At 34.9% G+C, this 13,649-nt stretch carries 13 protein-coding genes and 1 riboswitch; of the genes, 8 read left to right on the top strand and 5 right to left on the bottom strand.

Annotation, left to right across the window (positions count from 1 at the left end; translation table 11 throughout):
* Positions 1–16: 16 nt before the first annotated feature.
* Genes BLT80_RS00855 through BLT80_RS00840 form a run of 4 tightly spaced genes read left to right on the top strand, consistent with a single transcriptional unit; the run spans position 17 to position 3,500 of the window.
* A complete protein-coding gene (locus BLT80_RS00855; RefSeq protein WP_092465700.1) occupies positions 17–1,063 on the top strand; it encodes a sugar kinase in 1,047 nt (348 codons plus the stop codon).
* Positions 1,064–1,083: 20 nt separating this feature from the next.
* Positions 1,084–2,301, top strand: a complete 1,218-nt coding sequence (locus tag BLT80_RS00850) for a 6-phosphofructokinase (protein WP_092465699.1) — start codon at positions 1,084–1,086, stop codon at positions 2,299–2,301.
* A gap of 11 nt (positions 2,302–2,312) precedes the next feature.
* Positions 2,313–2,981 carry a bifunctional 4-hydroxy-2-oxoglutarate aldolase/2-dehydro-3-deoxy-phosphogluconate aldolase gene (locus tag BLT80_RS00845; protein ID WP_020898062.1) on the top strand — a complete coding sequence of 223 codons (669 nt, stop codon included), beginning with the start codon at positions 2,313–2,315 and terminating at the stop codon, positions 2,979–2,981.
* A gap of 3 nt (positions 2,982–2,984) precedes the next feature.
* Positions 2,985–3,500: a LacI family DNA-binding transcriptional regulator gene (locus tag BLT80_RS00840; RefSeq protein WP_092465698.1), complete on the top strand. Its 516-nt coding sequence runs from the start codon at positions 2,985–2,987 to the stop codon at positions 3,498–3,500.
* Between the two features lie 17 nt (positions 3,501–3,517).
* On the opposite strand, the gene BLT80_RS00835 is transcribed toward BLT80_RS00840, so the two are convergent.
* The gene (locus BLT80_RS00835) at positions 3,518–3,808 is read right to left on the bottom strand and encodes a hypothetical protein (protein ID WP_092465697.1); all 291 of its coding nucleotides are present in this window, start codon (positions 3,806–3,808) and stop codon (positions 3,518–3,520) included.
* A 415-nt stretch (positions 3,809–4,223) separates the two neighbouring features.
* On the opposite strand from BLT80_RS00835, the gene BLT80_RS00825 reads away from it, so the two are divergent.
* Together BLT80_RS00825 and BLT80_RS00820 are read left to right on the top strand one after the other, a co-directional pair.
* The gene (locus tag BLT80_RS00825) at positions 4,224–5,189 is read left to right on the top strand and encodes a T9SS type A sorting domain-containing protein (protein WP_092465695.1); all 966 of its coding nucleotides are present in this window, start codon (positions 4,224–4,226) and stop codon (positions 5,187–5,189) included.
* 209 nt (positions 5,190–5,398) lie between these two features.
* Complete coding sequence (locus BLT80_RS00820) at positions 5,399–6,208, top strand: DMT family transporter (protein WP_092465694.1); 810 nt, start codon at positions 5,399–5,401, stop codon at positions 6,206–6,208.
* A 12-nt stretch (positions 6,209–6,220) separates the two neighbouring features.
* Here BLT80_RS00820 and metF read toward each other — a convergent pair whose 3' ends face one another.
* The 4 genes from metF to BLT80_RS00800 form a co-directional block, all read right to left on the bottom strand.
* Positions 6,221–7,174 (bottom strand): methylenetetrahydrofolate reductase [NAD(P)H], encoded by a 954-nt coding sequence (gene metF / locus BLT80_RS00815; RefSeq protein WP_092465693.1) that lies wholly within the window; start codon positions 7,172–7,174, stop codon positions 6,221–6,223.
* An 81-nt stretch (positions 7,175–7,255) separates the two neighbouring features.
* Positions 7,256–9,946 carry a methionine synthase gene (gene metH, locus BLT80_RS00810; protein ID WP_092465692.1) on the bottom strand — a complete coding sequence of 897 codons (2,691 nt, stop codon included), beginning with the start codon at positions 9,944–9,946 and terminating at the stop codon, positions 7,256–7,258.
* Positions 9,947–9,973: 27 nt separating this feature from the next.
* Positions 9,974–10,975: a homocysteine S-methyltransferase family protein gene (locus BLT80_RS00805; RefSeq protein WP_092465691.1), complete on the bottom strand. Its 1,002-nt coding sequence runs from the start codon at positions 10,973–10,975 to the stop codon at positions 9,974–9,976.
* Positions 10,975–12,141: a trans-sulfuration enzyme family protein gene (locus tag BLT80_RS00800; protein WP_092465690.1), complete on the bottom strand. Its 1,167-nt coding sequence runs from the start codon at positions 12,139–12,141 to the stop codon at positions 10,975–10,977. Before BLT80_RS00800 ends, BLT80_RS00805 begins: the two co-directional genes overlap by 1 nt.
* Positions 12,142–12,240: 99 nt before the next feature.
* A riboswitch (SAM riboswitch) is annotated at positions 12,241–12,364 on the bottom strand.
* Between the two features lie 136 nt (positions 12,365–12,500).
* Between BLT80_RS00800 and BLT80_RS00795 the strand changes: the two genes are divergently transcribed.
* Both BLT80_RS00795 and BLT80_RS00790 read left to right on the top strand, forming a co-directional pair.
* Positions 12,501–13,091 (top strand): HupE/UreJ family protein, encoded by a 591-nt coding sequence (locus BLT80_RS00795; RefSeq protein WP_092465689.1) that lies wholly within the window; start codon positions 12,501–12,503, stop codon positions 13,089–13,091.
* Between the two features lie 104 nt (positions 13,092–13,195).
* Positions 13,196–13,648: a deoxycytidylate deaminase gene (locus BLT80_RS00790; protein WP_092465688.1), complete on the top strand. Its 453-nt coding sequence runs from the start codon at positions 13,196–13,198 to the stop codon at positions 13,646–13,648.
* The last annotated feature ends 1 nt before the right edge of the window (position 13,649 follow it).

Genomic DNA, 13,649 nt, shown 5'->3' with positions numbered 1-13,649 from the left:
TAAACAAATATTCATAATGAAAAAAGTAGTCACTTTTGGAGAAATCATGCTAAGATTAGCACCACAAGGTTTTTTAAGATTTTCACAAGCTAATAACTTTGATGCCATCTATGGTGGTGGTGAATCTAACGTTGCAGTATCATTAGCCAACTATGGTGTGCCTGTAGATTTTGTAACACGTTTACCTAAAAATGATATAGGAGAATGTGCGATGATGGAAATGCGTAAAAGAGGTGTTGGAGTCGATAAAATAATTTATGGTGGAGACCGATTGGGAATTTATTTCTTAGAAACTGGTGCTGTAAGTAGGGGTTCTAAAGTTGTTTATGATAGAGCACATTCTGCAATTTCTGAAATTGAACCAGGAATGGTAGATTGGAAATCCGTTTTTAAGGATGTAGCATGGTTTCATTGGACAGGGATTACACCTGCAATTTCTCAGGGTGCGGCCGATGCTTGTTTAGAAGCTGTAAAAGTGGCTAGCGAAATGGGTGTGACGATTTCTACGGATTTAAATTATAGAGCTAAACTTTGGACATTCTGTGATGAAAAGCACAGAGAGAAAATAATGACTGAATTAACGTCGTATTGTGATGTTGTTTTAGGAAATGAAGAAGATGCAGAAAAGCATTTTGGTATTCATCCTGAAGGTTTAGATGTTCATAAACATGGGCACGATGTAAAAGCGGAAGCGTTCTTATCAGTTTGTAAGCAAATGATGGAAAAGTTCCCAAGAGCTAAAAAAGTAATTACAACCTTAAGAGGGTCTATTTCTGCGTCTCATAATACGTGGGCTGGTGTGTTATACGATGGTAAAAAAATGTATGAAACGCGTCAATATCAAATCACAGATATCGTTGATCGTGTAGGTGGTGGAGATTCATTTATGGGAGGATTAATCTACGGTTTATTAAAGTATCCTGAAGATGATCAAAACGCATTAGACTTTGCTGTTGCGGCGTCATGTTTAAAACACACTATCAAAGGAGATGCTAACTTAGTTACAGTTTCAGAAGTTGAAAAACTAATGGGTGGTGATGCATCTGGTCGTGTTGCAAGATAAATTTAAGAGGCTTTAAAATTGTGAAAAAATCGATAGCAATCATTTGTGGTGGAGGTCCTGCTCCTGGTATTAATACCGTAATAAGTACGTTAGCCAAAACGTTTTTAAAAGATGGCTATGAGGTTATTGGTGTTCATCATGGCTATCAAGGCTTATGCTCAGATCATCCTGAGGTGAAGATTTTTGATTTTCATCATGCAGATCGTATTTTTAGTCGTGGTGGTTCTACGCTTATTATGAGTAGATTTAAACCAAACGACGACGATTTTAAAGCCGATTTTTTCAAGAATAATAATGTAAAATTATTGGTGACTATTGGTGGTGATGATACAGCATCTACCGCCAATAGGTTAACCAAATATCTAAGTACTCAGAGTTTAGATGTTGCACATATTCACGTACCTAAAACCATAGATAACGATTTACCTTTACCAGATCGAAATCCAACATTCGGATTTCACACGGCTAAAGATGAAGGTGTTCGGATTGGAAATACGGTGTACGAAGATGCACGTACTAGCGAAAATTGGTTCGTGGTTTCTGCAATGGGGCGTTCTGCTGGTCATTTAGCATTTGGTATTGCTTCGGCATGTCATTTTCAAATGATGATTATTCCTGAAATGTTTGACAAAACAAATATTACGTTCGAAAAGATAATTAATATGATTATTTCTTCAATCGTTAAATGTAAGATTGAAGGTGTTGAATATGGTGTAGCGTTAGTAAGTGAAGGTGTTTTTCATTTTATGGATGAAGATGAAATTATCAATTCTGGCATCAATTTTACGTATGATGATCATGGACATCCCGAATTAGGAAATGTAAGTAAGTCGCACATTTTTAATTATTTGTTGCAAGTTAGATTGAAAGAAATTGGCTTGGACATAAAATCGAGACCGGTAGAATTAGGATACGAATTACGATGTTGTAATCCAATTGCATTCGATTTAACACTGTGTACCTTATTAGGTATTGGAGTTAAGAAATTATTCGATCAAGGGATTACAGGTTGTATTGTTAGTGCAAATTCAAGTGGGGATATAAAGCCGTTATTTTTGAAAGATTTTGAGGATGAAAATGGTAAAATTCCACCAAGACTAGTCGATATCAATTCGGATATGGCACAACTGTTTATCAATAATTTATTCTTCATTAAAGAAAAAGATTATGACAAGGCGAAAGCGTATGTTTCAAACCCTGAAGCTTACGATTTCAAAAAAATATTAAATTGGAATTAAAATAAAAAGATATGGCAAAATATACAAGAATAGAAGTCGCAAATGTTATGAAACAAACCGGAATGGTTCCATTGTTTTATAATCCGGATTTAGAAATTAGCAAAAAAGTAATCAAAGCAACTTACGATGGTGGGGCACGTTTACTAGAGTTTACAGCAAGAGGTGATTTTGCTCACGAAGTTTTTGGAGAGCTTAACAAATGGGTACTTAAAGAATTACCAGGAATGATTATGGGAGTTGGTTCGGTTACAGATGCAGCATCTGCCTCTCGTTTTATGGCACTTGGTGCTAACTTTATTGTAACACCTGTTTTAAGAGAAGATATTGCAATAGTTTGTAATAGACGTAAAGTAGCTTGGTCACCAGGATGTGGAACATTAACTGAAATTTGTAGAGCTGAAGAACTCGGTTGTGAGGTTGTAAAATTATTTCCAGGAGATATTTACGGTCCGGCATTTGTTAAAGCCATTAAAGGGCCTCAGCCTTGGACAAGCGTGATGCCAACAGGTGGTGTTGCTCCAACTAAAGAAAACTTAGAAGGTTGGTTTAAAGCCGGAGTAACTTGTGTTGGTATGGGTTCTCAATTGATAGCAAAAGGTGCAGATGGTAACTATGATTTAGCAAAAATTGAATCGGATACCAGAAATGCATTAAGTATTATTAGTGCTCTAAAATCATAACTATTGAAATCGTCAGCCGTAACTATAAAAGAACTTTCGTCTTTATCTGGATATTCAATATCTACAGTATCTAAAGCTTTAAATAATAAGCTAGATATTAGTAAGGCTACGCGAGAAACAATTAAAACAATAGCTAAACAGCATGACTATATACCTAATAGTTATGCTGTTTCTCTTAGAATGCAGAAAACGGGTTCTATTGCTGTAATTGTTCCCGAAGTAACGGAAGCATGTTATAGTCAGTCGCTTTGCCATTTGCAAAAATCGGCTGAAAACTTAGGATATAGAATTTTGTTTTATCAATCTTTTAATTCTGACGCTAAAGAGTTAAATTATATTAAAAGTCTCAGTGACGGTTCTATAGATGGCATCATTGTTGTCTCTGCAGAAAACAAAGAAAAATCAAAATATGCGAGTCATTCATTTCCTATTGAATTACTAAATATTGATTGCAATCAATCGCTCGAAGAAATAAAACGGCTGTCATATAGTAGTTTAAAAAACGTATTAAAAGGGTAATTCATTTTTTAAAATAACTACTCAATCATACCTTTTAAGTTCTTAATTGTTCGCTTAGATATAGGTATTTCTTTGCCAGAACTGTCAAACAGTTGCACACTATCGTAATCTTTTGGATCTATATTGTTAAGCGTAACACTATCTTTATAAGGATCAGTCTCTTCAATACTAAAGTTGTTGAATAACACGTCTTCATCTTGTAAATCATCACTATTAATTAGGCTTCTGTAAATTCCCCATTTTGGCCTTTCAAAAGTGGTACCATCTTGCCATGTGTATATAGAATCATTAGATCGGTGTGATTGCAATCTGGTACTTCAATAACATTATAGCCAGGGGCCAAAACGGCATTTATATCTACGTAAGTATTGCCAATACCATTTGCGTTTAAAACAACTTGAGCATTACTTGCATGCGGAAAACAGTAAAATATAAATAAGACTAATAATTTATTTTTCATAAGTCAATTGTATAATGATACACTAATATAGTTTTTAGTGTTAGGGAATATGCAGTACAATTCCGCACGTAATATATATGTTAAATTATTGCTGTTTTAATAACTATTGTGACAGTATTTTTTCAATACGCATCAAAAAATTTCCTTTTTATGCTAATTTAATTACGAAAACGTTATAGTGTATGTTTTTTTTATTATATTTGGTATACCAGATTGGTTAACCAGTTTAATAATCTAAATATTAACTAATTAAAATAATAATTATGAAAACAAAATTACTTTTTACACAACAAACAAAACCATTTTACTTCTTATTGGTGTTCAGTTTGTGTTTTAATTACGGTTGGAGTCAAAACCTTATGTTAAATCCTACTTGTGATGATCATACAAGTAGTACAAGTGATAATGCAGATGCTTATGATATGACTCCTAATAGTGAAATAGAGGATGAAAGTGGTGCAAATATAACTAGCCCTTATAGAGCCATTTGGAATAATTCTGCTTTAGAAGATGCTTTAGAAATTAAATACCTTGGAATGGAAGGTTCTTTGGATGAACAACCAGGATCTACAAGTAGTGGAAATAACGGAACAAGAGGGGTTAAATTGTATGACGATGGAAACCCATCAATAACAGGAAGTTCTCGCCGTATATATCAAAAGGTAGAGGGACTTACGATTGGTGCTAATTATATTTTTTCAGTTGATTCACGTTCTGAGGCTTCAGGTACTGATTCAGAAGTATACATTTTAAATACCGAAATTACGGATGAGGTTGGTATAGATGCCAACGGTTCTGCTGATGCGAGTATTGATGCTTATATGGATATCGCGGCTGCTGATGAATGGGCTACATTTACCACGGTTTCTTTTACGGCAACAAATACTTTTGCTGTGGTTTATATTAGATCTTTAGGGTCAATTGATGGTGATACTGAAGTGTTTTATGACAATTTTTCGCTTGCTGCAGACCCTACAGCATCTGTAAATGATGTTTTAGCTGCAAAAATTATTGTATATCCTAATCCTGCAAAAAATTTCTTAGCAATTGAAGCTGGAAATGTTGATATAACTTCTGTAAGTGTGTTCAATATTTTAGGAGCAAAAGTTCTAGAGCAAAAAGAATTAGTTGAAAATAAATTAAATGTTTCTTCTTTAAAAAGTGGTATTTATTTATTGAAAATTTCTGGAGATAATGCGGTTACAACAAAAAGGTTTATTGTTGAATAATTAATAGTTTAAGTTTTAATAGAAAAGAGCAACTTAACATCTAAGTTGCTCTTTTATTTTACCATTAATTCTGGTGGTGTAATCAACCCATAATTTGATATAAACTTGTTAATCGGAACGCAGATTTATACGTAAATTGCCCTTTCGAAACCATGAGATAGTCCACATTTTTTTAAATAACGTTGATTTTGAAAGAGGCCATAAAATACATGATAATTAGTGCGCTGGCATTTACATTTATGAATGCTTTTGTGAAGTCTTTAGACCATTTTAGTGTCTATCAAATTGTATTTTTTAGATCTATAGGGTCGTTGTTTTTTACGATGCCATTCTTGTTAAAAAACAAAATTTCCCTACTTGGAAATAAAAAAGGATTATTGATAATGCGAAGTATCTTCGGACTCATTTCAATGACATTATTCTTTTTATCTATAAAATATATTGCGATGGGAACAGCGGTTTCAATACGATATATAGGTCCGATTTTTGCCGCATTTTTTGCCTTACTATTTCTAAATGAAAAAATAAAACCGATACAATGGTTGTTTTTTCTAATTGCATTTATAGGTGTACTTGTGTTGAAAGGATTTGATACCGACATGGAAATTAAAGGAATTGTGTTTGCATTAATATCGGCAGTGTTTGTTGGTCTGGTTTACATTACCATACGAAAAATTGGAAGTGGAGATCACCCAGTGGTTGTAGTCAATTATTTTATGATTATATCAGCGGTTATTGGCGGTGTGTTAGCTATTAACGATTGGGTAAATCCTGTTGGTAAAGAATGGCTAGTGTTATTAAGCTTAGGTGTTTTTGGCTATTTTGCACAGTTGTACATGACCAAAGCTATGCAAGCCGGAGAAACCAATCAAGTAGCTCCTCTTAAATATCTTGAAGTTATTTTCACCATGATCATCGGCTTATTCTGGTTTGGTGAAATCTATACGGTTTGGAGCGTTTTAGGAATTTTACTTATTGTATTAGGTTTAACATTGAATGTTGTAACTAAAAAGAAATAAATAATAGTAGCTCTAAAACAACTCAGAAGCAATCGCTTTTACATTATCACTCTTTCCCATCGAATAATAATGAAGTACTGGGACACCGGCTTGTTGTAACTCTTTAGATTGCGAAATTGCCCATTCAACACCAACTTGTCTAACCTGTTCATTAGATTTACAACGGTCTACAGCTTCAATTAAATCTTCGGGTAAATCAATTTTAAACACTTGTGGTAATAATTGTAAATGACGCTTTACAGCTATTGGTTTTATTCCCGGAATTATAGGTACATTAATCCCTTCTGCTTTGGCTGCTTTAACAAAATCAAAATACTTTTTATTGTCAAAAAACATTTGTGTCACCACATAATCGGCACCTGCATCTACTTTTTCTTTTAGTCGTTTTAAGTCCGTCCTTAAGGAAGGTGCTTCAATATGTTTTTCAGGATAACCAGCAACACCAATGCAAAAATCGGATTTATCATCTGCTTCAAGTACATCATGTAAATAATGTCCTTTATTTAAATTTTGAATTTGACTCACTAAGCCTTTAGCAAATTGGTGTCCGCCATCACAAGCTTCAAAATATTGCTGATGTTTCATGGCATCTCCTCGCAAAGCCATCACGTTATTTATCCCTAAATAATGACAATCTACTAATAAGTATTCAGTCTCTTCTTTTGTAAATCCACCGCACAATACATGTGGCACAGTATCAACGTCATATTTATGCTTTATAGCGGCACAAATACCAACAGTTCCAGGTCGCATACGCGTGATTTTCCGATCTAAGAGGCCGTCTTTTTCAATGTAGAGATACTCTTCTCTAGAGGTGGTAACATCTATAAAAGGAGGTTTAAATTCCATTAAAGGCTCAATATTATTATAGAGTTGCTGAATGCTATTTCCTTTTTTTGGTGGAATAATTTCAAAAGAAAATAGTGTTTTTCCGTTGGCGTTTTTTATGTGGTCTGTTACTTTCATATCAATTGCCCACGAAAGTGGGTATCTCTTTAATTACTAATTATATTCTAAAATAGATTCCTGTCTGCGCAGGAAAAACAACTAATCTGCAATATTAGGACTCAACCATTTTGTTGCTTCTTCATTTGAAATTTCTCTTCGTTTGGAATAATCTTCAATTTGATCTTCTTTAATTTTTCCTAATCCAAAATAACGCGCTTCAGGATTGGCGAAATAATAACCGCTCACACTCGCTGCTGGCCACATCGCTAAACTCTCCGTTAGTTTTACACCAATGTTTTCTTCAACATTTAAAAGCTTCCAAATCGTTTTCTTTTCTAAATGATCTGGACACGCAGGATAACCTGGAGCGGGACGAATACCTTTATAACTTTCTTTAATTAAATCATCGTTAGTTAAGTTGTCATCATCAGTATAATTCCAATGGTTAATTCGTACCTCTTTATGTAAATATTCTGCAAAAGCTTCAGCTAAACGATCGGCTAAAGCTTTAATCATAATAGAATTGTAATCATCGTGATCAGCTTCAAATTTTGCAGCTAACTCATGAGTTCCGAATCCTGTAGAGACACAAAAACATCCCATATAATCTTGTTTTCCTGTGGCTTTTGGAGCAATAAAATCTGATAAAGCAATGTTGGGTTTTCCTGCTGCTTTTTTAGATTGCTGACGAAGGGTTAAAAACTCATATGTGCTTCGACTGCGCTCAACATGACCTTCTGGTAGTGTAATTTCAATATCATCATCATTCACTGTATTAGCTTCAAACAACCCGAAGATGCCTTTTGCCTTCAGTAATTTTTCATCAAAAATACGTTTCAGTAATTCTTGTGCATCAGCAAATAAAATGGTGGCTTGTTCACCAACGATTTCATCCGTTAAAATTGCTGGGTATTTTCCATGCAAATCCCAACTTCTAAAAAAGGGAGACCAATCGATAAAATCTTCAAGTTTGGTAATATCAAAACCGTCTAATATTTGAATACCTAATTGTTTTGGTTTTACAATTTCAGAGGTGTTCCAATTAATTTTGAATTTGTTTTTTCGAGCTTCAGCAATCGTTAAATATTCTTTTTTCTTGGTGCGTTTTAAGAATTGTTCTCGGAATTTATCATACTCCTCCCGAATCTGATCTTTATAAATCTCACTGTCCTTTTTTAATAAATCGCCAACTACTGTTACAGCTCGTGAGGCATCATTAATATACACTACAGTATTGCTATAATGTGGTGCGATTTTTACGGCAGAATGTGCTCTAGAGGTTGTGGCTCCTCCAATTATAATTGGAATTTTAACGTTTTGTTTTTCGAGTGCTTTAGAGACGTAAACCATTTCATCAAGAGAAGGTGTAATTAGGCCGCTTAGCCCAATAATATCCACCTTTTCTCTTATGGCTGTTTCCACAATTTTTTCAGGTGGTACCATAACTCCAAGATCAATGATTTCATAATTATTACAACCTAGAACGACACTCACAATATTCTTTCCAATATCATGCACATCTCCTTTTACGGTTGCCATTAAAATTCGACCTGCAAATTCTTGTTTTCCGTCTTTTTCAGCTTCAATGAAGGGTTGAAGATAGGCCACCGCCTTTTTCATGACTCGAGCCGATTTTACCACTTGTGGTAAGAACATTTTACCACTTCCAAATAAATCACCAACCACATTCATACCAATCATTAAATGACCTTCTATAACGTGAATTGGTTTCTCCGAAGCTTTTCGTGCTTCTTCAACATCTTCTATAATAAAGGCATCAATACCTTTAACTAAAGCGTGTGTAATTCGTTCTTGCAAAGGATCGCTTCTCCATTCTAAGACTTTATCTTCCTGTTCTTTTTTCTGGCCTTTTACCGATTCGGCATAATCCAATAAGCGTTCTGTAGCATCATCGCGTCTATCAAACAAAACATCTTCGACCCGTTCTAATAAATCTTTATCTATTTCGTCATAGATCTCGAGCATTGTTGGGTTAACGATTCCCATATTCATACCATTTTTAATCGCATGATATAAAAAAGAGGAGTGCATCGCTTCACGAACAACGTTATTACCTCTAAAAGAAAACGACACATTACTGACTCCACCAGAAACATTAGCATAAGGTAGATTTTCGCGAATCCATTTGGTGGCTTCAAAAAAGTCGAGTGCATTTCTGCGATGCTCATCCATACCTGTTGCCACAGGAAATATATTAGGATCAAAGATGATATCTTGAGGCGGGAATTTGAGTTCGTTAACCAAAATATGATACGAACGTCTACAAATTTCTACACGTCTGTTGTAAGTATCGGCTTGACCATCTTCATCAAAAGCCATGACTACGACTGCGGCTCCATAACGTTTAATCAGCTTCGCTTGGTGCTTAAATTGCGCTTCTCCTTCCTTTAAACTGATGGAATTAACCACACATTTACCTTGAGCAACTTGAAGTCCAGCTTCGATGATTTCCCATTTAGAACTATCGATCATTAATGGAATTCTAGAAATATCGGGCTCTGAAGCAATGAGGTTTAAGAAGGTCGTCATGGCATAAACACCATCTAACATGCCTTCGTCCATATTAACATCTAGAATTTGAGCTCCACCATCAACTTGGTCTCTGGCTACTTCTAAGGCCTCGTCGTATTTTTCTTCTTTTATTAAACGAAGAAATTTTCGAGAACCAGTAACGTTTGTGCGTTCTCCTATATTTATGAAATTACTTTCAGGAGTCACCACTAAAGGTTCGAGACCAGAGAGTGTAAGATATTTTTTTGTTTCAGTCATGTCAGTCTTTTCAAAGTAGATTCCTGCTTATGCAGGAATGACAGTTTTTCTTGGTTCGTAGTTCTTGGCTGCCTCAGCAATTGCTTTTATATGAGCAGGACTCGTGCCACAACAGCCACCAATTATATTGATGAGGTCATCTTTAAGATACCCTTCAATGAATTGCTGCATTTGCTTTGGAGATTCTTCATATTCTCCAAAGGCATTTGGTAAACCTGCATTAGGATGTGCTGAGGTAAAAAACTCAGTTTCGTTAGATAAACGTTGCAAGTAGGGCTTCAGTTGTTCTGCTCCCAGGGCACAATTAAAGCCAACACTTAATAGTGGGATGTGTGATATAGAAGCTAAAAAAGCCTCCACTGTTTGTCCGGATAAGGTTCTGCCAGAAGCATCAGTAATGGTTCCCGAAACCATAATTGGGATATCGATATGACGTTCTTCTTTGACTTCTTCAATAGCAAATAATGCGGCCTTAGCATTTAAAGTATCAAAAATGGTTTCCACTAACAGCAGATCAACACCTCCATCAATAAGTGCTTCAACTTGTTGCTTGTAGGCGATGCGTAATTCATTAAATGTAATTGCTCTGTATTCTGGTCGGTTCACATCTGGTGATAAACTCGCTGTTTTGTTGGTTGGACCAATACTTCCTGCTACAAAACGTGGTTTTTCAGGGTTTTCTTTTGTGAATTTATCAGCGACTTGTTTGGCGATTTTTGCTGATTCAAAATTCAATTCGTACACTAAATCTTCCATGTCATAATCTGCCATGGCAATTGTAGTTCCCGAAAAGGTGTTGGTTTCTACAATATCTGCTCCGGCTTCAAAATACTTTGCATGTATTTCTGCAATGGCAACCGGTTGTGTTAGTGATAGTAAATCATTATTGCCTTGTAGTGGAGACGGATAATCCTTAAAACGTTCTCCTCTAAAATCGTCCTCTGTGAATTTGTATTGTTGAAGCATCGTTCCCATGGCTCCATCGAGAACTAAGATGCGTTTTTCTAATTCTTTTCTAATATTTGCCATTAGCTTAAGGCTTGTTTTAAATCGTTAATAATGTCTTCAGGATGTTCTAAACCAACAGAAACTCTTATCAAGCCTGCTGTTATTCCAGTTTGTAATCGAATATCTTCAGGTATTTTAGCATGTGTTGTAGATGCAGGATGCGTTACAATGCTTCGTGTATCTCCTAAATTTGCAGATAGTGATAATAGTTGAATCGCATTAAGAAACTTACGACCCGCTTCAATGCCACCTTTAATTTCAAAGGCGACAATGGTGCCACCTTGTGACATTTGTTTTTTTGCTAATTCGTATTGTGGATGCGATTTTAAAAAAGGATATTTTACAAAATTCACATTGTCGTGAGATTCTAAAAAGGTCGCTACCTTTAAGGCATTGTCGCAATGTCTGTCAACCCTAACAGGAAGTGTTTCTAAGCTTTTGGACAAAATCCAGGCATTAAAAGGTGATAAGGCTGGACCTGTATTTCGAGAAAATAAATAGATTTTTTGAATTAATTCTGAACTTCCAACCGTTACACCACCTAAGACTCTGCCTTGTCCATCAATTAATTTTGTTGCAGAATGAATAACTAAATCTGCACCAAATTTAATAGGTTGTTGCAAGTAAGGTGTGGCAAAGCAATTATCGATTATGAAGATTAAGCCATGTTTTTTTGCGATATCTCCTAAGCGCTGTACGTCTAAAATATCAACAGCTGGGTTGGTTGGACTCTCAGCATAAATTACCTTTGTATTGGGTTGAATTAGACTTTCAATGGTATCTAATTCATCTATTTTAAAATAGCTATTCGAAATATTCCACTTTGGTAAAATGTTATTAAATAGGGTTTGAGTTGATCCAAAAATACTACGACAAGACACAATATGATCGTCAGCATTTAATAGGGCTGCAAAGGTTGAAAACACAGCAGACATCCCAGAGGCAAAAGCATATCCACGTTCTGCACCTTCCATAAAACAGATTTTTTCTACAAATTCTGATGTATTAGGATTAGAATAGCGACTGTAAATATTGCGTTGTTTTTCGTCTGCAAATGAGGCACGCATATCTTCGGCATCTTCAAAAACATAACTCGATGTAAGGTACAAAGGGCTAGAATGCTCTAAAAACTGCGAACGCTCTATTTGAGTACGTATCGCTTGTGTTTCAATATGTTTTGAATTCATTTTCTAATAATTTAAGCAAATCAATAAACTTAAAAACGCCACAGACGCATGTATAGAAAATGTTATAAAGAATTGTAATTACAGATGTGTAATTATGTTTGGTTATCTATCCAATTGCGCGATAAATGAATCGACAATAACGTAGAAGTTAGCACCTTCTTAATAAGTTTAAGGGTTGCTAAGGTTTCAAAGGGTCTAATCCCTCCACCTTTCTTGATAACATTTCAATAAGTTGCTTGAACTTTGTAAGTTACAATATTCCGAAAGAAAATAGGATTACACAAATTTTATTCACTTTATTTTAACGAAGGCATATTACATTTTAATTGTAACTTTGATTTTCCCAAACAGATTTAAATATGTTAGAAAATTTCTGGTTTAATGTGCAATACGGCATGAACCATGTTTTAGATATTAACGGGTATGACCATATCCTTTTTTTAATGGTATTAGCTGTGCCTTATGTTTTTAATGATTGGAAACGTGTACTTATTTTAGTAACAACATTCACGTTAGGTCATACATTATCGCTGGTTTTAGCTGCTTATGGTATTGTAAGTATTAATGGTGAATTAGTAGAATTTCTAATACCAGTCACTATCTTAATCATGGCACTTTATAACGTATTTACTGCGGGTAAAAAATCTAAAACAAGTAAAATTGGCTTATTGTTTTTTACAACGTTATTCTTCGGAATTATACACGGCTTAGGCTTTGCAAGAGAGTTTAAAATGTTTTCAGGCCAATCGGAAAATAAATTAGAACTTCTCATAGAATTCGCTCTAGGAATAGAACTTGCCCAAGTCATCATTGTCTTTATAGTCTTGTTTTTAGGATTTTTATGTCAAACAGTCTTTAGGTTTTCGCGTCGCGATTGGGTTATGGTAATTTCTGCGGTTGTAATAGGCTTGGTTATTCCAATGATACTAGAGAGCGATTTTTTAAAATAAGCCAAAAAGTTTGGTAAAACTTTAACGAGAAGGTAATGGCATATAAAATACTATCCGATTATCTTCGTTACGTACACAGTACGTTTGTATAACACTAATTATTAATGTCAAAGGCAAAACAATTACGCTACGATAAAGCTTATTTAAGAATTGCGAAAGAATGGGGGAAATTGTCTCATTGTAAACGTAAACAAGTAGGTGCACTTATTGTTAAAGATAGAATGATCATTTCTGATGGTTATAATGGTACACCAACAGGCTTTGAGAATTATTGCGAAGATGATGAAGGTTATACCAAGTGGTACGTTTTACATGCTGAGGCAAATGCCATTTTAAAGGTAGCCTCATCAACACAGTCATGTAGAGGTGCAACGTTATACATTACGCTTTCACCTTGTAAAGAATGCAGTAAGTTAATCCATCAAGCAGGTATTGTCCGAGTCGTGTACCAACAAGATTATAAGGATTGCTCAGGAATTGATTTTCTAAAAAAAGCAGGAATTGAATTAGAACTAATTGAAGACTTAAACGCAGGTTCCCATTCAGACGGGAAATAGT

Origin of the sequence: Winogradskyella thalassocola, assembly GCF_900099995.1 — a bacterium.
Classification (GTDB): Bacteria; Bacteroidota; Bacteroidia; order Flavobacteriales; family Flavobacteriaceae; genus Winogradskyella; species Winogradskyella thalassocola.
The sequence above is the reverse complement of the archived record's forward strand: the minus strand, read 5'-3'. Positions and strand labels throughout refer to the sequence as shown.